23 protein-coding genes are annotated in these 20,735 nt (G+C 30.4%); 2 read left to right on the top strand and 21 right to left on the bottom strand.

The features are described 5' to 3' along the window. Positions 1–20 precede the first annotated feature (20 nt). Positions 21–1,547 carry a YifB family Mg chelatase-like AAA ATPase gene (locus tag H8S20_RS06195; protein WP_032118148.1) on the bottom strand — a complete coding sequence of 509 codons (1,527 nt, stop codon included), beginning with the start codon at positions 1,545–1,547 and terminating at the stop codon, positions 21–23. A 110-nt stretch (positions 1,548–1,657) separates the two neighbouring features. Between H8S20_RS06195 and H8S20_RS06190 the strand changes: the two genes are divergently transcribed. Next, positions 1,658–2,029 carry a YraN family protein gene (locus H8S20_RS06190; RefSeq protein WP_186859558.1) on the top strand — a complete coding sequence of 124 codons (372 nt, stop codon included), beginning with the start codon at positions 1,658–1,660 and terminating at the stop codon, positions 2,027–2,029. Here H8S20_RS06190 and rnhB read toward each other — a convergent pair. From rnhB to pta, 20 genes are all read right to left on the bottom strand, one after another. Then, positions 2,026–2,844, bottom strand: coding sequence for a ribonuclease HII (rnhB, locus tag H8S20_RS06185; protein WP_186859557.1), 819 nt, complete (start codon positions 2,842–2,844; stop codon positions 2,026–2,028). The genes H8S20_RS06190 and rnhB overlap by 4 nt on opposite strands. Continuing rightward, entirely contained in the window at positions 2,844–3,797 is a 954-nt protein-coding gene (ylqF, locus tag H8S20_RS06180; protein ID WP_032118145.1) for a ribosome biogenesis GTPase YlqF, read from the bottom strand. Before ylqF ends, rnhB begins: the two co-directional genes overlap by 1 nt. A 157-nt stretch (positions 3,798–3,954) precedes the next feature. Next, positions 3,955–4,305 carry a 50S ribosomal protein L19 gene (rplS, locus tag H8S20_RS06175; protein WP_032118144.1) on the bottom strand — a complete coding sequence of 117 codons (351 nt, stop codon included), beginning with the start codon at positions 4,303–4,305 and terminating at the stop codon, positions 3,955–3,957. Positions 4,306–4,418: 113 nt separating this feature from the next. Then, positions 4,419–5,132: a tRNA (guanosine(37)-N1)-methyltransferase TrmD gene (trmD, locus tag H8S20_RS06170; protein WP_032118143.1), complete on the bottom strand. Its 714-nt coding sequence runs from the start codon at positions 5,130–5,132 to the stop codon at positions 4,419–4,421. Further along, a complete protein-coding gene (rimM, locus tag H8S20_RS06165; protein ID WP_032118142.1) occupies positions 5,122–5,619 on the bottom strand; it encodes a ribosome maturation factor RimM in 498 nt (165 codons plus the stop codon). Before rimM ends, trmD begins: the two co-directional genes overlap by 11 nt. 109 nt (positions 5,620–5,728) lie before the next feature. Continuing rightward, positions 5,729–5,968 (bottom strand): KH domain-containing protein, encoded by a 240-nt coding sequence (locus tag H8S20_RS06160; protein WP_032118141.1) that lies wholly within the window; start codon positions 5,966–5,968, stop codon positions 5,729–5,731. 44 nt (positions 5,969–6,012) lie between these two features. Further along, complete coding sequence (rpsP, locus tag H8S20_RS06155; protein WP_032118140.1) at positions 6,013–6,258, bottom strand: 30S ribosomal protein S16; 246 nt, start codon at positions 6,256–6,258, stop codon at positions 6,013–6,015. A gap of 41 nt (positions 6,259–6,299) precedes the next feature. Next, a complete protein-coding gene (gene ffh / locus H8S20_RS06150) occupies positions 6,300–7,649 on the bottom strand; it encodes a signal recognition particle protein (RefSeq protein ID WP_032118139.1) in 1,350 nt (449 codons plus the stop codon). Positions 7,650–7,670: 21 nt separating this feature from the next. Continuing rightward, a complete protein-coding gene (locus H8S20_RS06145) occupies positions 7,671–8,000 on the bottom strand; it encodes a putative DNA-binding protein (RefSeq protein ID WP_032118138.1) in 330 nt (109 codons plus the stop codon). A gap of 281 nt (positions 8,001–8,281) precedes the next feature. Continuing rightward, positions 8,282–9,190: a signal recognition particle-docking protein FtsY gene (ftsY, locus tag H8S20_RS06140; protein ID WP_032118137.1), complete on the bottom strand. Its 909-nt coding sequence runs from the start codon at positions 9,188–9,190 to the stop codon at positions 8,282–8,284. Between the two features lie 11 nt (positions 9,191–9,201). Next, positions 9,202–12,759, bottom strand: coding sequence for a chromosome segregation protein SMC (gene smc, locus H8S20_RS06135; protein WP_186859556.1), 3,558 nt, complete (start codon positions 12,757–12,759; stop codon positions 9,202–9,204). 19 nt (positions 12,760–12,778) lie between these two features. Beyond that, a complete protein-coding gene (locus tag H8S20_RS20320) occupies positions 12,779–12,871 on the bottom strand; it encodes a DUF4044 domain-containing protein (RefSeq protein ID WP_207725267.1) in 93 nt (30 codons plus the stop codon). A 131-nt stretch (positions 12,872–13,002) separates the two neighbouring features. Continuing rightward, positions 13,003–14,037, bottom strand: a complete 1,035-nt coding sequence (locus H8S20_RS06130; RefSeq protein WP_186859555.1) for an elongator complex protein 3 — start codon at positions 14,035–14,037, stop codon at positions 13,003–13,005. Continuing rightward, on the bottom strand, positions 14,030–14,728 hold the full coding sequence (gene rnc, locus H8S20_RS06125; RefSeq protein ID WP_032118134.1) for a ribonuclease III: 699 nt from the start codon (positions 14,726–14,728) through the stop codon (positions 14,030–14,032). Before rnc ends, H8S20_RS06130 begins: the two co-directional genes overlap by 8 nt. Before the next feature lie 113 nt (positions 14,729–14,841). Next, on the bottom strand, positions 14,842–15,072 hold the full coding sequence (acpP, locus tag H8S20_RS06120) for an acyl carrier protein (RefSeq protein WP_032118133.1): 231 nt from the start codon (positions 15,070–15,072) through the stop codon (positions 14,842–14,844). Between the two features lie 79 nt (positions 15,073–15,151). Beyond that, positions 15,152–16,147, bottom strand: a complete 996-nt coding sequence (gene plsX / locus H8S20_RS06115; RefSeq protein WP_186859554.1) for a phosphate acyltransferase PlsX — start codon at positions 16,145–16,147, stop codon at positions 15,152–15,154. Between the two features lie 56 nt (positions 16,148–16,203). After that, positions 16,204–16,389 carry a 50S ribosomal protein L32 gene (rpmF, locus tag H8S20_RS06110; RefSeq protein WP_005213472.1) on the bottom strand — a complete coding sequence of 62 codons (186 nt, stop codon included), beginning with the start codon at positions 16,387–16,389 and terminating at the stop codon, positions 16,204–16,206. A gap of 12 nt (positions 16,390–16,401) precedes the next feature. After that, positions 16,402–16,902, bottom strand: a complete 501-nt coding sequence (locus tag H8S20_RS06105) for a YceD family protein (RefSeq protein WP_186859553.1) — start codon at positions 16,900–16,902, stop codon at positions 16,402–16,404. Between the two features lie 168 nt (positions 16,903–17,070). Beyond that, entirely contained in the window at positions 17,071–18,270 is a 1,200-nt protein-coding gene (locus H8S20_RS06100; protein ID WP_186859552.1) for an acetate kinase, read from the bottom strand. Positions 18,271–18,292: 22 nt separating this feature from the next. Continuing rightward, positions 18,293–19,297 (bottom strand): phosphate acetyltransferase, encoded by a 1,005-nt coding sequence (pta, locus tag H8S20_RS06095; protein WP_032118129.1) that lies wholly within the window; start codon positions 19,295–19,297, stop codon positions 18,293–18,295. A 216-nt stretch (positions 19,298–19,513) separates the two neighbouring features. On the opposite strand from pta, the gene H8S20_RS06090 reads away from it, so the two are divergent. Next, a complete protein-coding gene (locus tag H8S20_RS06090; protein ID WP_186859551.1) occupies positions 19,514–20,719 on the top strand; it encodes a nucleotidyltransferase in 1,206 nt (401 codons plus the stop codon). Positions 20,720–20,735: the final 16 nt, after the last annotated feature.

Raw genomic sequence — 20,735 nt, 5'->3', positions numbered from 1 at the left:
CATCTTTACTCCCTTTAAGGTTATATTATTTCTCCCAAAACATTTTTCCTATATTGCAATGCCTCAATTATATGATAATCTGCTATCTCATCACTACACTCTAAATCTGCTATAGTTCTTGCAAGTTTAATTATTTTCACATATCCCCTAAGAGTTATATTGTATCTATTATAGTATTCCTCTAATACTCTTTTCCCCTTAGAACTTATGTTACATATTTTAAATACATCTTTACCAATAATCTCAGAATTATATTTGTATTTTGTATCCTTCAGTCTAAAATTTTGTCTTTCAACAGCTTCCAAAACATTCTGTCGCATCTTGTCAGAATTTATATAGTCTTTTTTGTCAGTAATTTCTTCATATTTTATTCTTGGAACAAAGCTAAATAAATCAACTCTATCCATTAACGGCCTAGATAACTTATTTAAATATCTTCTTCTTTCATACTCCGTACATTCACAAGAAGAATTGTTTCCATTCTCCATTAACCGCCCACATTTACATGGGTTAAAAGCTCCTACTAATATAAATTTACTCGGTAATGTATAGCTTTCTCTTAACCTCGAAATATTTATTATCCCATCTTCTAACGGTTGCCTCAATACCTCTAACAAATCATTACTAAATTCTAATATTTCATCTAGAAATAATACTCCATTGTGAGCTAAAGTTATTTCTCCAACCTTTATTTCCTTACCTCCACCAATAAGCGCTGTCTTAGTCATCGTATGATGCGGAGCTCTAAATGGCCTTTCTATAAAATAGCCATCATTCCACAATCCTGAAACACTATATATTTTTGCAATCTCTTTTTGCTCTTCAATAGTTAATGGCGGTAATATTGATGGCAATGCCCTTGCTAACATACTCTTTCCAGATCCAGGAGACCCGAACAAGAAAATATTATGCCTCCCTACTGCTACTATCTCCATAGCTCTTTTAGCTGTATACTGACCTATTATATCTCCAAAATCTATCTTATAATCGCCTTCTTTTCTACTTACTTTCTTCTTATTTTTATAAGGAAGTAAATCTTCATTAGTTATAAACGAAACAACTTGCTCTAATGATTTAAAGGGATAAAAATTCCCCAAAGTGAAGTGTCTCATTTCACTTAAATTATCTAAAGGAAATATATAATTCTTTTTCTTCTTGCTATCACCTTCAAAAATAATAGGGATAGCCCCTTTTACTCCAACTAACTCTCCACTTAATGATAATTCACCAAATACTATGTAATCCTCTAGCTCTCGTCTAATTATTTGCTTTGATGCCATAAGTATTCCTAATGCTATTGGTAAATCTAAAAGAGTTCCATTTTTTCTTACATCAGCCGGAGATAAATTAATAGTTATTCTGCCCAAAGGAAAATCAAATCCACTATTAACTATAGCCGCTCTTACACGCTCTTTTGATTCTCTCACTGATGCATCAGGTAATCCAACTATACTAAATGTTGGTAACCCTTTCATGATATCTACCTCTACACTTATTAAGACTCCATCTAGTCCACGATGTGTAGCACTTATTATTTTTATTGCCATTTTCATCACCCTTTTAGGATTATTGACATAGAACCTAATCTTAAAACTATGTAATCTGAATATTTTTTTATTTCTTTGGTTATCATTACAATATATATAGGAGTGATGATATGAATGTTTTAAATAAAGATATTGGATCTTATGGTGAGGATTTAGCCTGCGAATATCTTTTAGATATTAAGCACAAAATTTTAGCAAGAAATTTTCGTAGCAAATTAGGTGAGATAGATATTATTACTTTCTTTAATAATATGATAATTTTTACAGAAGTAAAAAGTAGGTATACAAACTCCTATGGATCACCAATGGAATCTGTTACCTACTATAAACAGAAACTAATTATAAAACTCTCTTCTTATTACATTTTAATTAATAAACTTAATGATTATAACATCAGATATGATGTTATTGAAATATTTTTTAACAAATCAAATCAAAATTTTACAATAAACCATATTAAAGACGCATTTAGAGCATATTAACTCTCTAATATATTTTTCAAAAATGACATTCTATGTATTTTGCAAGGTCCGTATTCTTTAATTCCTTCAATATGTTTTGATGTTCCATAACCAACATTCTCTTCAAAAGCATAATAAGGATATTTCTCAGCATATTCCTTCATAAGTTTATCCCTGTAAACCTTAGCTACTATAGATGCTGCAGCTATAGTTGCTGATTTAGTATCACCTTTAATTACTGATTTATTAGGAATATCTATTCCTTTGATTGTATACCCATCTGAAAGAACTAATTCAGGCTTTACTTTTAATGAATTAACAGCCTCAAGGAATACCGAATTATTGCAAACTCCTATTCCTATTCTATCTATCTCTTCAGAATCGCACATAGCTATATTATAAGCTACAGCCTTCTCTTTTATTATCTCCGCTAATTCAACTCTTTTCTTCTCGCTTAGTTTTTTAGAGTCGTTTATCCATAATAATAATTCTTCATCTAAAACATCTAAGTCTAATATTACAGCACAAGATACTATTGGTCCTGCAAGTGGACCTCTACCAACTTCATCTACTCCTGCAATTATATTAAACTCTCCAAAAGATTTATCAAAATTATACATAGCTTTTACTCTATTAATTTCATTTTCTATCTTTTCTTTTTCTCTTTTAAGCTTATCGCCTAAACTATTAATATTTTTTCTTTTATCAGCTTTTAATATATTAATAATTTTAGTTAACTCTTCTGAACGAAGTAATTTACTTACGTCTATTTCCTCTACTTTTTCTTTAACAAACTTAAAGCTTAACTTATCAATATCTGTAGTTAATATATCCATTATCTCGTTTCCTTTTTCTTCGCTTTTAGCTTTTCTTTTCTAATTCTTCTTTTTCTTTCTTTTTCACTTTCTTCTTTTACTACAGCTTCTTCTTCCTCAAAAACATCATCTGGACGCTCTAAAGAAATATTCCCAAGTTTTCCACCTCTAAATTCATCTAAAAGCATTACAGCAATTCTATTGTAATTAATTTCATTACGTGCCATTATGCAACCTCTTTTTCTAGCAATAGCATCAAGATTGTCTAATGGATTTTCAAGTATTTCTGTTATTCCATATCTCTCTATCAATCTATCTGGATAGTATTGTTGAAGTCTTTCCACAAGTTTAAGTGCTAATTCTTCAATATCCATTATTTCGTCTTTTATAGCTCCTGTGAATGCTAAATTTAAAGCAGTTCTTTCATCTTCAAATTTAGGCCATAACACACCTGGAGTATCCAGCATTTCCATGTCTAAAGGTGTTTTTATCCACTGCTTATTCTTGGTAACACCAGCCCTATCTCCAGTTTTAGCAATATTATTTCTTGCCATTTTATTTATGAATGTAGATTTACCGCAGTTTGGAACACCAACTACCATTACTCTCATCATAAACTTAACTAATCCTTTAGCTTTAGCTCTATCATGCTTCTCTTTTAGCAATTCTAAAAGTGCTGGTTTTATTTGTTGCAACCCTTGACCCTTTAGGCAGTTAACCTCTAACACCTTAACATTCTCATTAGATAACACTTTTATCCATTCTTTAGTAACTTTAGCTTCTGTTAAGTCACTTTTATTTAATAAAATTACTCTTGGCTTTCCTGCACAAAGTTTATCTATATCTGGATTTGCAGAACTTCTTGGAATTCTTGCATCTCTAATTTCTATTACAGCATCAACAAGTTTTAAGTTGTCTTCTATTTCTTTTTTTGTTTTTTTCATATGTCCTGGGAACCAATTGATAGTAGCCATACTCTACACCTCTTCCTTCTATCTGCACATTTTAAATAGCAGTTAAGATTTCCTCTATACAAAACACTATATATCTCTATTTTAGACATATATAAGTATTTTATTACAAGAAAAAGGGACTTAATACTAAGTCCCTTCATATCTTTATTAACTTAAATTATCTAGTTAATAATTCCTTAACTTTAGCAGCCTTACCTACTCTATCTCTTAAGTAGAATAACTTAGCTCTTCTAACTTTACCTCTTCTAGTAATTTCCATCTTTTCGATGATTGGTGCGTTCATTGGGAAAGTTCTTTCAACTCCAACTCCGTAAGCAAGTCTTCTAACTGTGAAAGTTTCTCTTAAACCACCGTTTTGCTTTTTGATAACAGTTCCTTCGAATACTTGTATTCTTTCTCTGTTTCCTTCTTTAACTTTTACGTGAACTTTAACGTTGTCTCCAACTCTAAAGTTAGGTAAGTCAGTTCTAATTTGTTCTGCTTCTATAGCTCTTAAAATTTCGTTCATTGTGCATTCCCTCCTAAATGATAAATTGACGTTCTTAACAAATATTTTGACAGAGGACCGCCCGTACTAGCACAAAACATATTCTAACATAAGTATAATTATATTTCAAGCTATTATTTTTTGCTATTTAACAATTTTATATCCTCTTTAGTTAACGTAACTTTTTTATATAAATCATTTCTTCTTTCCTTTGTTACCAATAACGATTGAAGTCTTCTCCACTTCCTTATATTCTCATGATGGCCTGATAATAATACTTCTGGAACACGCTCATCCTCAAAAACCTCTGGCCTTGTATATTGAGGATATTCTAATAATCCATCAGAAAATGATTCATCTTGATGACTTTCTTCTTTATTAAGAACTCCTGGTATAAGTCTCAAAATCGAATCAATAATAGGAATCGCAGCCATTTCTCCTCCTGTTAAAACAAAGTCTCCTAAAGAAATTTCCATATCCACTTCTTTAAAAGCTCGTTGATCTATACCTTCATAGTGTCCGCATAGAAATATAAGCTCTTCTTCTTTTGACAATTCTTCAGCCATTTTCTGATCAAAAGTCTTACCTCTCGGCCCTAAAAATATCACTTTGCCTTTATTAGCTTTTTTAGAATCTCTTATAGCATCTACAACTGGTTGCGCAGACATAACCATTCCAGCACCACCACCATAAGGATAGTCATCTACTTTTTTATGCTTATTCATAGTGTAATCTCTTATATTTATAGCTTCAATATCAATTAACCCTTTTTCTTTTGCTTTTCCTACAATACTATGATTAAAAATATCAAACATCTCAGGAAATAGAGTAAGAATATTAATCTTCATCCATCCATTCTCCTATTGGTCTAATTATAATTTTTCTATCATCTATATTTATATCTGTAACTATATCCTTTAATGCAGGTATTAAAACCTCCTTAGGCTTTCTAATCCAATATACATCATTATTCTTTGTTTGAATTACATCATACACTTCACCAATTTCTTTTCCATCTGTATCAAAAACAGTACACTCTCTTAAATCAGCTAAAAAATAACAATCTTCTTCTAGTTCTATTGCGAACTCTCTTGGAATTTCCATAAATTTATTTTTTAATTTTTCAGCTTCTTCTACTTTATCTACACTTTCAAGTTTTACTATAATTCTATCTTTTTGATATTTGCAACCTTCTACTCCAACTTCTTTACCATCTATTAAAACATACTCTAATTCATCAAATCTACGCGGATCATCAGTTAATGCCATAACCTTAACTTCTCCTCTTAACCCATGAGTATTTACTATTTTTCCAACCTTTAATAATTCGCTCACTCTTTTCACTCCTGTTTACATCTTTTTTCTTCTCATCTATTAGTTATATCAAACTTTTTATAAAATATCAAAATAATATTATAAATAAGAAAAAAGAGTTAGGAAAATCCTAACTCTTAGCATCGATAATTTCAACTGCTACTTTTTTTTCTTCGTTTAATGCTGCGGCTTTTACTACAGTTCGAATAGCTTTAGCTACTCTACCTTGTTTACCGATAACCTTACCCATATCTTCAGGAGCAACCTTCAATTGAAGAATTAATGATTGCTCTCCTTGAACCTCATTTACATGAACTTCATTAGGATTGTCAACTAATGACTTAGCGATTACTTCTACTAATTCTTTCATTAGGCTCTGATGTTAAATTAACACCAGAATTCACCTCCTAAAAATTACTTGTTAAGACCAGCTTTATCGAAAAGTCTCTTAACTACATCTGTAGGTTGAGCACCATTCTTTATCCATTTTGTAGCTTTTTCTTCATCAATCTTGATTTCTGCAGGTTCAGTTATTGGATTGTAGTACCCGATTTCTTCGATGAATCTACCATCTCTTGGGCTTCTTGAATCAGCAACAACAACTCTGTAGAAAGGAGCTTTCTTAGCACCCATTCTTCTTAATCTGATTTTTACTGCCATGTTAATTTCACCTCCTTTAAAGGATTATAATTTATCTTAACTTAAAAAGGCAACTTGCCAAACAGTCCTTTTTTAGACTTCTTAGTTAATGATTTCATTTGCTTCATTTGCTTTCTCATCATTTCATGACCTTTTATAAGTTTGTTAACTTCTTGCAATGATGTTCCTGATCCCTTAGCTATTCTTTTCTTTCTTGAAGAAGAACCTGCTAAAAGCTTTGGATTTCTTCTCTCCTTAGGAGTCATTGAGTAGATAATTGCTTTAACTCTTCCTAGTTGTTTTTCACTGGCATCAAAGTCAATATCCTTCATTTCCTTCGGAACACCTGGAATCATCTCCATGATTTTGCTTAATGACCCTAATTTCTTCATCTGCTCCATAGCAGTTAAATAATCATCATAAGTAAAATCATTTTCCATCATTTTTTGGCCTAATTCTTTAGCCTCTTTTTCATCAATTGCCTCCTGAGCTTTTTCTATTAATGAAAGAACATCTCCCATTCCTAAAATTCTTGAAGCCATTCTATCTGGATGGAACACTTCAAAATCGCTCATTTTTTCACCAACACCAATAAATTTAATTGGCTTAGATGTCATATGTCTTATAGATAGTGCAGCTCCACCTCTAGTATCTCCATCTAACTTAGTTAAAATAACCCCAGTTAAATCTAAAGAATTATTAAAGTTTTCTGCAACATTCACAGCATCTTGTCCTGTCATTGAGTCAACTACTAGTAAAATCTCTGATGGATTCACAGCTTGTTTTACATCCTCAAGTTCAGTCATAAGAGCCTCATCTATATGAAGTCTACCTGCTGTATCTATAATTACAACATTGTTTCCATTTTCTCTTGCATGCTTTATTCCTTCAGTTGCAATTTCTACTGCACTTACTTTATCACCCATTTGAAATACTGGAACATCAATTTGTTTTCCAACAACCTCTAATTGCTTAATAGCTGCTGGTCTATATATATCACAAGCTACCAAAAGTGGTTTCTTGTTATGATTTTTTCTTAATTGTAATGCAAGCTTACCACACATTGTAGTTTTACCTGCCCCCTGTAACCCTACTAGCATAATCACTGTAGGTCCTACACCTGCAAATTCTAATTTACTCTCACTACCACCCATAAGATCAGTAAGTTCATCATTGACTATCTTAATTACTTGCTGAGCAGGTGTCAAGCTTTCTAAAACTTCGCTACCAACACATTTTTCACTAACATTTTTAACAAAAGTTTTTACCACTTTAAAGTTAACGTCAGCTTCTAATAATGCAAGTTTTACTTCCCTCATGGCTTCTTTTATATCTTTTTCAGTTATCTTACCTTTACCTCTAAGCTTCTTAAACGTATTTTGCAGCTTCTCGCCTAATCCTTCAAAAGCCATGTTAACCCTCCTAATATGCCTTTATAGCTCCTCTAGAATCTCTTTGTATTTAGTATAATCTACTTTATCAATAGAATACTTTTCATCAATATCATCTAGAATTTTAGCTATCTTTTTTTCTCTTTCTAACGACTTTTTTAATAACATTAATTTGCCTTCATAAGTTAGAAATTGTTTATAGCATCTTTTAATAAGGTCATGGATCGCTTGTCGGCTCGTTTGATTTAGTTCAGCAATTTCAGCTAAAGATAAATCCTCGTTATAATATAAATCCATAATACTATATTGTTTCTCTGTTAATAATGCACCATATAAGTCCATTAATAAAGAAATCTCAACCCTATCTTCCATGTAATCACCTTACCCACATATGAGATTTTAACAGAAGTATTTATATGTGTCAAGTATTTTTACTTAACACTTTTTACTAATGTATTTTCATCTATATAAATATGCTTAAAAGCGCTATCTAACTAGCTTTTAACTAACTTATTCAATCCAAATTAATTGCTTTATATTTTAAAATATAAATTTATTTTAAAGATTTTTATATTTAAAATGAATTTTCTATCCAAAGTCAGCTTAGGCTGACTTTGAACGTAAACTTTAAATTATTAACTCTTAATTCTTAATTAAAAAAGTGCTTCTACAAAGCTTTCTGCATCAAATTCTTGCAGATCATCTATTCCTTCACCTACACCAATATATTTAACAGGTATATTTAATGAATTCTTAATAGAAATTACTACTCCACCTTTAGCTGTTCCATCTAATTTAGTTAGCACTATACCATCAACAGGACACACTTCCATAAATTGCTTTGCTTGAATTACAGCATTTTGGCCTGTAGTAGCATCTAGAACTAACAAAGTTTCTTTCTTTGCATCAGAGTATTCCCTTTCAATTATTCTATTTATTTTTCCTAATTCATCCATAAGATTCTTTTTATTATGAAGTCTTCCTGCAGTATCACATATTAATAAATCTACATTTCTAGCTTTCGATGCATTAATAGCATCAAAAACTACAGCAGCTGGATCTGATCCTTCTTCATGTTTAACTATATCAACTTTTGCTCTTTCGCTCCAAACTACTAATTGATCTATAGCTGCAGCTCTAAAAGTATCTGCCGCTGCTAATAAAACTTTTTTGCCAGCCTGTTTGTTTTTAGCAGCTAACTTACCTATTGATGTAGTTTTACCTACTCCATTAACCCCTATAACTAAAACCACTCTTTTCCCTGACTCTTCTACAATCTCATCTTTGCCACTCATCATATCTGCTATAACTTCTTTTAAAGCAGGCTGCACCATTTCAACATCATTTATCTTTTCTTTTCTTATTTTCTCTTTAAGTCTTTCAATTATGTCCATAGTAGTATCCATACCTATATCAGCCATAATTAAAATTTCTTCAAGTTCCTCATATAAATCTTCATCGATAGTAACAGCAAGTTTTAAAGTTTCATTTATTTTATCTGTTAGAGCATTCCTTGTTTTAGTTAGTCCCGTTTTTAAACTATCAAATAATTTTCCAAACATCCTTTTTCCTCCTAATTCTCTGTTAAGTCTACTGAAACAACTTTAGATATACCTTTTTCTTCCATAGTGACACCATACATAACATCACTTACTTCCATAGTACCTTTTCTATGTGTTATTACTACAAACTGTATATTATGCGAGAATTGTTTTAAAAACTCTGCGTACCTAAATACATTCGCATCATCTAGTGCCGCTTCAATCTCATCTAATATACAGAAAGGAGTTGGTTTCATCTTTAATATCGCAAATAACAAAGCTATTGCAGAGAGAACCTTCTCTCCACCTGACATAAGATTAATATTTTGAAGTTTTTTACCTGGTGGCTGTACATTTATAACAATATTAGCATTTAGTTCATCACCTTCACCTAATATAAGCTCTGCTGTTCCACCTTTAAATAGTTCTCTAAATGTTTCTCCAAAGTTCTCGTTTAATATCTCAAAGTTCTCTCTAAACATCTTCTGCATCTTAATTGTCATTTCACTTATAACATCTAATAATTCATTTTTTGCTTGTTCTAAATCCAACTCTTGAGATGACATAAATTCATATTTTTCTAGAACTTCATCATATTCTAAAATTGCAGATAAATTAACAGTGCCTATAGCACTTATCTTACCTTTCAATCTTCCTATCTCTTCCTTAATCTTTAAAACATTATCAATTTCTATAGCTATCTCCATAGCTTCAGCTAATGTTAGATTTATTTCTCCATTTAGTTTACTAAATAATCCTTCTTCCTCACTATCCAGTTTTACCTTTTGAATTGTTCTCTTATTCAATTCATTTTCTAAAACTCTTACTTCTTCAATTATTTCGTTAGCGAAGGTTTCTTTTACTTTCAATTCCTCTTTATAGGAAATCTTTCTTACTTCATCTTCCTTAAAAATCTCTTCTAAGGTTCTTATATTCTCATTAATCTTTTCAATTATAGATGTTTTATTATTTATTCCATCTTCTAATGTTTTAATATTAATTTTCTTTTCATTAATCTCATATAAAAGATTCTTTATATTTTGTTCTCTTTCAGCAATATTTGACCTTTTAGAATACAGTTCATTTTTCTTACCTTGTATACTTTCATCTAAAGTAGCTCTAGAAATTTTCATTTCAGTAGCTTTTTCTTTTAAAATATCTAGCTCTCTTTTCTTTATTTCATATGTTTCTTCAAGAAGCTTTACCTTTTCCTTACTTTCATAATTTTTTTTGCCTAAAGAGTCAAGTTCATTCTTTTTAAGTTCCAATTGCTTCGTTAAATTATCAATAAATATAGCTTTCTTCTTTAAATCATCATTTGAATATTCTAATGACTTTTTAATCTTTTCACCTTCAATTACAAGATTTTTTGTTTCTCCATCTAAAACAGTTAAATTAATATTCTTTTGATGAACTTCCTCTCTTTTATCAATTATCTCTTCATCAATTTTCTTTATATCATTTTTTATACCTTGTAAAATTTCATTTTCTTTACTATACTCTGCTCTTAACTTCTCAACCTTTACTTCAATCTCTTCTATCTCTCTTTTTCTTCCTAGAAGATTACTACTCTTACCTTGGATACTTCCTCCTGTTAAAGCTCCCCCAGGATTTATTACCTCTCCAGTTAAAGTTACAATTTTATAGTTATGATTACCAACTTTTGATATAGCTAGCGCTGAATCCATATCTTTTGATATTATGGTTCTTCCTAGATTATAATCAACTATATCTTTATATATATCATCTACAGTTATTAAATCTGAAGCTATTCCTATATACCCTTCTATTTTCTTTATATTTTCAGGCAGATTTAATCTCTTACCTTTTATTATGTTAAGCGGTAAAAATGTAGCTCTTCCCAAGCTTCTTGATTTTAAATATTGAATTAACAGCTTTGCATCTCTGTCATTCTTAGTTATTACATTGGATATAGCCGCACCTAATGCTATTTCTATAGCTACTTCATATTGTTTATCAACATTAAATATCTCACCTAAAACCTTAATATCACTAACATTTGAAACTTTACCTGCTAAAATATGCTCCATTAAATTTTTTACGGTTCTATTATATCCTTCATAATGCTTTTCTAAATTACTTAAAGCTGAATGTGTCGCTTCAAGACCATTAATATTTTTAGTTAGAATCTTTAATCCATTTTCTTTTTGATTCAATTTACTATGTGCCCTAGATAGATCTTTTTTCAGTTCTATCACATTCTCTTCAAGAGATTTTATATCTTTTTTGGTTTTTGCTATATTCTCTCTTAACTTTTCAATAGTAGCTATATTAATAGTTAAATTGCTTTTAAGATTATTAATAGATAAAACCAATGCTTCTTTTTGTTCAACTGTATTTGTTATATCTTTTTCTATAGACTTAATACTATTTTTTATTTCAGAATTTTTAGATAAAAATTCATATTCACTATCTTTTAGCTTATTTAACTCTGCTTCTATTTTAATAATTTCTCTATTATTTTCAGATATATTGTTTTCTATTTCCCTGATAGATAATTCTTTTTGTCTTCTTTCTTCAAGCTTACTATCTATCTCTTTTTCTAAAGCTTCTTTTTCATTGTTTAAATCATTTAATTTAAGATTTATTTCCTCTATATCTTTTTCTTCTTTTACTATTAAATTTTTAAAGTTAGATATTCTTTCTTTGAATAGATCTATGTCCTTTGAATTTTTAGCCATAGCTTCTTTCTCACTATAATATCTTTCTCGCTCTTCTTTATTCTTTCTTTCAATCTCTTCTATAGCTTCCTCTAAAGAAAAAATTTCTGATTTATATTTTAATATATTTTCTCTTTTTAGACTTATCGTATTTTCTCTATCTTCTATATCTTTTCTTAAAACTTCTAAATCAGCTTTCACTTTTTTTAAGTGAAATACTATTAAAGAAACTTCTTTCACCTTTAGCTCTTCAGCTAAAGCTTTGTACTTAATAGCTTTTTCCTTTTCTTCCTTTAAAGGTCCTAACCTCTCTTCATAAGTCGATATAATATCCCTTATTCTAATAAGATTATTTTCTGTATTGTCTAACTTCTTTTCCGCTTCATCTTTTCTAGCTTTATATTTAACAATACCTGCTGCTTCTTCAAATAAAGCTCTTCTCTCTTCAGGTCTTCCACTTAATATAGCATCTATTTTCCCCTGACCTATTAGTGAATACCCCTCTTTACCTATACCAGTATCCATAAATAATTCTATAATGTCTTTTAACCTACATTTTTGCTTATTTATTAAATACTCTGTCTCTCCAGATCTAAATATTCTTCTAGTTACTATTACCTCATTGTATTCAATAGGTAGTGATCCATCTGAGTTATCTAAACAAAGTGAAACTTGTGCTAGTCCTACTGGTTTTCTAAATTGAGTACCTGCAAATATAACATCCTCCATTTTTCCACCTCTTAGGCTTTTAACACTTTGTTCACCTAATACCCATCTAACCGCATCAGATATATTACTTTTTCCACTCCCATTAGGACCTACTACTGCAGTTATACCTTTTTTGAAGTTTAGTTCTGTTTTATCTGCAAAGGATTTAAATCCACGTACCTCTAGTGACTTTAAAAACATTGGCACACTCCTTATCTATTTATATAAGCGCTGGTAATAATCCTAATATAAATGCTACCAACATAAATATTGAAATAATATAAACTAACTTATCTCTAGTCTTCTTTTTCATCATTATCACCCCATTCATTCTTAGTTTATAGCAAAGATATAAAAATTTCAATAAATACACATATATCTTTATATAATAAAACTTTAGGAGTTAGGCAATAAGCTTAACTCCCTTGTAATGATAAAACTACACTAAATTTTAAAGTCTTCTATTTTCTCAATTATAGTTAATTTTACTTTATTTCTTTTAACTTTATTTTCTACTTTAACAAAAGTTTTACCACTTCTGTTAGTAATAAATTTCTTAAAATACTCTTTCTTATTTGTATATAGCTTACTTATATCCTTATTATTAATCTCTATTATAATATCTTTATCCCTAGGTGCTTTCTCTTCTAAAGTACTACAAATTAGATATCCTTCAACAAGCTCTCTAAAAGCCGGATGGAAAGGTCCATCTATAATATCCCTTCCCCATGTTATAGACTCTGTCGGTTGAAGTCCTATTCTAATAACCTTTACTTTTGCTTCTTTATAAAGCTTTAATAATTCACTTGATATATGTACAGCTTCATCTAATGAATATGGAATATATTCTCCTCTATTATACATCTTTTCCATAGGAGTATCTTTTATTATAAGCGCTGGATATATTCTACATATATCTGGTTTCATACTAATTGAAGTCTTAGCAGTATATATATCCCTCTCAAAAGTATCTCCAGGTAATCCCGGCATTATTTGATGTCCTAATGTGAAATTATATTCTTTTATAAGTTTAGAAGCTTCTCTTACTTGTTCTGCAGTATGACCTCTACCTGCTTTAATTAATACCTCATCATCTAAAGATTGAACACCAAGCTCAATAATATCTACCTTATACTCTTTTAAATAATCTAATATATACTTATTTATAGTATCAGGTCTTGTAGATAATCTTATATTATGAATTAAACCTCTATTTTTGTATTCTAAAGCCACACCTAATAACTCTTTTTGTTTTTTTACCGGTATAGCAGTAAATGTACCTCCAAAAAAAGAAACCTCTAATGTTGCACCTTTAGCATCTATAGTATTTAAGTATTCATCTATAGTGTTTTTAACATCATTTTCTGTAACTTCCTCTTCAACTACTCTAGCTATTCTATCTTGATTACAAAACACACATTGATGAGGACAACCTTGGTGCGATATAAAAATAGGTATAATATAATAATTCTTACTCATTTATATCCTCCAAAATCTTTAATGCTGATTTGGCAGCATTTTGCTCTGATTCCTTTTTGCTATAACCCTCTCCTTGACTAAATTCTTTATTATCAATTATTAATTGAGTAAAGAACTTTCTCCTATGAGGTGGTCCCTCATGTTTAATTAATTCATAAACTATAGATATTTCCCCATTTCTTTGTAATAATTCTTGAAGTTTAGTTTTATAGTCTAATATTATATCATTGTTAATAGCTCTTTTAATAATTTTTTCAAATCTACCTAAAATATAATCCTTAGTAAATTCTAATCCTTTATCTAGGTATATGGCTGCAATTAATGCTTCTACAGCATCTGCAATAAGAGATACTCTTTCTCTTCCTCCAGTAAGCTCTTCACCTTTGCTCATTCTTAAAAAATATCCTAAGTTAAGTTCCTTACCAATCTCATATAATGAATTTTCACAAACTATTAGACTACGAATCTTTGTTAATTCACCTTCTGTTTTATCTTTATAATTTAGAAATAGATATTCAGTAATACATAATTGTAGAATAGAATCTCCTAAAAATTCTAGTCTTTCATTATAGTCTTCATCCCTATGCTGATTAGCATATGAAGAATGGGTTAAAGCAGTTATTAATAAACTAGGTTCATTAAATCTTATACCTATTACTTCCTCCACTTCTTTTTGATAAAAGTTATTCATCTTGTACGCTCCTTACAAGTATATTCTTCAACTTGCTTCTACTTCTAAACAAATTCAAGAATAGACTATTTTTTTGTTTTAAACATTAAATCCCGCAATACTGCGGGATCTAATTATTCCTCACCATGTTCTTTCATAAACTTAACTATATCAGCTACAGTTACGAAAGTTTCAGCTTCTTCATCTGGAATTTCCATTTCTAATTCATCTTCTAAAGCCATAATAAGTTCAACTATATCTAATGAGTCTGCATTTAAATCTTCAATAAAAGCAGATTCCATTGTTATTTCTTCTTCATCTATCCCTAACTTTTCAGATATTATTGATCTAATCTTTTCAAACATAATCTCACCTCCTAAATTCACCCACTTAGATAATATTATATATTAAGTTAGTCGTCAATATTAAAAGCAATATAAATTACTAGTTTTCTAAACCTTCTTTTATCTTATCTAATACCTTGCTATCATAAAAGTTCTTTGTTTGTCTTATAGCACTCTTAAAAGCTTTAGCATTAGAACTACCATGAGCCTTTATACATATGCCGTCTACACCTAAAAATGGTGCTCCACCATACTCTTTATAATCGAACTTCTTCTTAATATTTGCAAAAACAGGTTTTAATAGAACTGCACCTATTTTTGACTTAATCCCAGTAGATAAAATCTCATCCTTAATTATATTTAAAAGATTTGAAGCCGTTCCTTCATACATTTTCAACACTGTATTTCCTACAAACCCATCACATACCAAAACTTGAGTATCACCATCTGAAATATAACGTGGTTCTACATTACCTACGAAATTCAATCCATTTTCCTGTTCTAATAATTCATAAGTAGCCTTAGTCAATTCATTACCTTTTTCAGCTTCTGCTCCTATATTAATAAGACCTACCTTAGGATTATTATTCCCCATAACACCTTTGTAATACTCTTTGCCCATATGTGCAAAGTTAATCAAATGTTCTGGCTTACAATCGACGTTAGCACCACAATCCACTAACATAAACGGCCCATTTTTTCCTGGCATTATCGGTGCAAGCGCCGGTCTTTTTATCCCCTTAATTCTACCTACAATAAAGGTACAGCCCGCTAAAAAAGCTCCCGTACTTCCTGCAGAAATAACAGCATCACATTCTTTATCTTTAACTAGATTTAAAGCTTTACAAATACTGGAGTCCTTTTTCTTTCTTATAGCCATAACTGGATGTTCATTATTTGTGATAACTTCAGTAGTATTTACTACCTTGATTTTATCTCCTCCATAATTACACTTTTGTAACTCTTCTTTAATCAACTCTTCTGGTCCTGTTATGAAAAACTCTACATCTTTAAACTCTTCTGTAGCTTTTACAACACCTTCTACTACAGCCTTAGGTGCATTATCTCCACCCATACCATCTATAGCTATTTTCATTTGGTTCACCCCTTTTTTGTTTATATATAAAAGAAAAGAAAGTCATATGACTTTCTTTATTCTTCAGTTGAAGCAACAACTTCTTTACCTTTGTAGAATCCACAGTTCTTACAAACTCTGTGAGCCATCTTCATTTCGTGGCATTGTGGACATTCAACTATTCCTGGTAAGCTTAACTTAAAAGTTTGAGCTCTTCTAGAATCTCTTTTTGCTCTATATGTCTTTCTCGCTGGATTTCCCATTATTACACCTCCTTATTCCCCAAACAACTCTTTGAGCTTTGCTAGTCTAATATCGACATCATAATTGTTGCAACTACATTTGTCAACATTTAAGTTAGCTCCACAATTGGAGCAAAGACCCTTACAGTCTTCAGCGCAAAGTCTCTTGATAGGTAAGGTTGAAATAATACTATTTTCAACAATCAGGGATAAATCTAAAGTATCCCCCTCTACAAATATAATTCCTTCTTCATCTTGAAGTTCTTTATTATTTGTAAACCTTTCTTCTATATCAATATCTATTGGATAGATAAAGGTATCTAAGCACCTTGAACAATTAAGTTCTAATTCCGTTTCAATAGTAGCCTCTAGTTCAAGAATCTCATTTCTTGAAACTAATTGCCCTTCTACTTTAACGGGTTTGATAGCTCTAATTACCTCTCCTTCAAACTTTATAGGTTCAAAATCAAGAGAGAAATCGATAGCTTTCTTTCTTCCATCTTTCACAAGTAAATCTAAAAATTGTACTTCCATAATTATAAGCTCTGGATTTTACTCCTCATATCTTTAATAAGACATATTATACATTACGTATAGCTTGAGCAAAGCATCCTTTTCACTCCTTAGGCTTTAATTTACTCATTTCAAACACAATTTATTATATATACGCAGACATTAAAAGTCAAGCTATTTATATAATAATTACTTTGATATTAATTCTAAAGTATCTCTTGCAATCATTAACTCTTCGTTAGTTGGAATTATGAATGCTTTAACAGTAGAATCAGTTGTAGATATTTCTCTTACTTTTCCTCTTACCTTGTTTGCTTCAGTATCACATTTAACACCTAAGAACTCTAATCCCTTAAGGATCTCTTCTCTAGTTTCTGGTCCATTTTCTCCAACACCAGCTGTAAATACTATAGCATCTACTCCACCCATAGCAGCAGCGTATGCACCTATTGTAGTTCTTACTTTATAGTGGAATATATCTAATGCTAATTGGGCTCTGTGAACTTTTTCTTTATAAGCTGCATCTTCTATATCTCTAAAGTCTGAACTTATTCCTGAAATTCCTAGTACTCCTGATTTTTTGTTTAATAAATCAGTAACTTCATCAGCAGTTAATCCTTCTTCTTTCATTAAGAAAGTAACTATAGCTGGATCTATATTACCTGATCTAGTACCCATTGCTAAACCTTCAAGTGGTGTGAATCCCATAGATGTTTCAACTGATTCACCATTCTTAACTGCACATACACTTGAACCGTTTCCTAAATGACAAGTTATTATCTTAAGATCTTTTATATCTTTACCCATAACTTCTGCAACTTTTTGAGAAACATACTTATGAGAAGTTCCATGGAATCCATATTTTCTTATTCCGTGCTTTTCATATAATTCGTATGGTAAAGCGTATAAATAAGCTTCTTCAGGCATTGTTCCGTGGAAAGCAGTATCAAATACAGCTACCATAGGAGTGTTTTGCATTAACTCTTCACAAGCTTTTATACCTATCATATTAGCTGGATTGTGTAATGGAGCTAGCTTGAAGCACTCTTCTATATAAGATTTAACTTCATCATTTATAACAACTGACTTGTTATATTTTTCTCCACCGTGAACAACTCTGTGTCCTACAGCATTTATTTCTTCCATAGATGAAATAACACCATTAGTTTTATCTACTAAAGCTTCTAAAACTAATCTTATAGCATCTTTGTGATCCTTCATAGCTTCTTTAACTATGTATTTTTCTCTTCCTTCAACCTTTTGAGTTAAAACAGAACCTTCTATTCCTATTCTTTCAACTAACCCTTGAGCTAAAGATTCTTCTGTAGCCATATCGATTAATTGATATTTTAATGATGAGCTTCCGCAATTAATTACTAATACTTTCATTTATAAACACCTCTTAATTTTTTTACTTGTTTTGAGCTTGTGCTTGAACAGCTGTAAGTACAACTACATTAACTATATCTTCCGAACTACATCCTCTTGATAAGTCGTTTATTGGTTTAGCAAAACCTTGACACATAGGCCCTATAGCTTCAGCACCAGCAAATCTTTGAACTAACTTATATCCAATATTTCCTGATTGTAAATCTGGGAATACTAATACGTTTGCTCTTCCAGCAACTTGACTGTTTGGAGCTTTTTGAGCAGCAACTTTACCTACTATAGCTGCATCTAATTGCATTTCTCCATCAATCATTAGGTCTGGTCTTAATTCTTTTGCAAGTTCAGTAGCTTTTCTTACTTTTTCAACTAATTCGTGATCAGCGCTTCCCATAGTTGAGAATGATAACATTGCAACTCTTGGTTCTATCTTGCAAAGATTTTTAGCAGTATCAGCAGTAGCTATAGCTATAGCTGCCAATTGTTCATATGTAGGATTTGGATTTACAGCGCAGTCTGCAAATAATAACATACCATTTTCTCCATATGGTGAATCTGGTACCATCATTATAAAGAAGCTAGATACTACTGAAACTCCAGGAGTTGTCTTTATTATTTGAAGACCTGGTCTTAAAAGATCACCAGTAGTATGTATAGCACCTGACACCATACCATCAGCATCATCTAATTTAACCATCATAGTACCAAAGTATAGAGGGTCTCTTACTATCTTTTCAGCCTTCTCCATTGTCATACCTTTATTTTTTCTTATTTCATAAAAGGCTTTTACATATTCGTCAATCTTTTCATAGCTATTTGGATCAATAATTTCAACACCAGATAAATCAACATTAAGCTCTTTTGCCATACTCATAATCTTTTCTTGATTACCAATTAGCACCGGATAAGCTAACCCTTGATTTTTAATTTCTTCTGTAGCAATTATAGTTCTTTGTTCTTCACCTTCTGGTAAAACTATTCTTTGCTTATTTGCCTTTGCAGCTTCGAATAATTTATTCATAAGTTCCATTTCAATTTCCCCTTTCGTAGTCACAAGGACGAATCATTCATTATCTAATATACTCCTATATAGCTATATTTTTCAATAGAAATTTAGTTTAAATATTTAATTCTTTATATTACTAATTTTCTGAATATTATGCATTATATCATTTTGATATAATTTATTTCACTTTTTTTATCTTATGTTATAATGATTTTATATTTCCCTAAAAGGAGAGTAAATATGAATATTACAGGAATAATTACAGAATATAACCCATTTCATAATGGTCATTTATATCATCTTACCGAGGCAAAAAAGGCTACCAACGCTGATGGAGTAATCTGCATAATGAGTGGAAACTTTGTACAAAGAGGTGGTCCAGCAATAGTAGATAAATGGAAACGAACTGAAATGGCTTTAGAAAATGGTGTAGACTTAGTATTAGAATTACCTACTTTTTACGCTGTCTCTTCGGCAGAAATTTTTGCCAGAGGCGCTATTTCTATTTTAAACTCATTAGGAGTTGTAGATAATATTTATTTTGGATCTGAATGCGGAGACGTAAGTCAGCTATATAAAATTGCTAAAATTTTAACTACAAATAATAGCTCATTTAACAGTATATTAAAAAGCAATCTCAAAGAAGGAATGTCCTTTGCTAAAGCTAGAGAAAAATCATTAATACATTTTTCAAAAGATGATTCTATAAAGGAAGTTATATCATCATCAAATAACATATTGGGTATAGAATATATAAAGGCGATAATATTAGAAAAAAGTAATATTAAACCATATACCATAAAACGTGAAGGAAACAAGTATAACGATACATCATTATCTAAAGTCTTTTCATCAGCTACTTCCATTAGAAAAGCACTCTTAGATAACATAGATTCCTTAGAAGCTTTAAACAATGTAATGCCTTCATCTTCAATTAATATCCTAAAGGAATCTCTAGAGCTCGGATATAACTTCTCCTTCGATGAAGACCTATATAAGTATTTAAGATATAAAATCTCTACTAATTGTGTTAATTTTAACAATTTGTATGAAATATCGGAAGGCTTAGATAAAAAAATATTAAAAGAAATTCTAGATAGCATATCTTATGACGATTTAATTTTTAGAATAAAAAGTAAAAGATATACCTACACAAAGATTTCAAGATTGCTAACTCAAATTTTTATTGGATTTGATAATTTTAATCTAAATAAAGATACTATTGCTAACTATAACTACGGACGAATTTTAGGCTTTAACTCCAGAGGACGAGAGATTTTATCTTCAATAAAAAAGACCTCTTCTATCCCTTTAATTACAAAAGTTCCCAAATATCCAAATAATCCATTATTAGAATTAGATATTTTATCAACAAAAGCCTACTCTATACTAAATACAAGTTTAAACCCTAATTCAGATTATTTGAAAGGTCCTATAATAAAATAATAATATTATGAAGTCA

The sequence above is a fragment of the Clostridium hominis genome, assembly GCF_014287825.1.
GTDB classification, from domain to species: Bacteria; Bacillota; Clostridia; order Clostridiales; family Clostridiaceae; genus Clostridium; species Clostridium hominis.
Note: the sequence above shows the minus strand (reverse complement) of the source record. Positions and strands in the feature narration are given on the sequence as shown.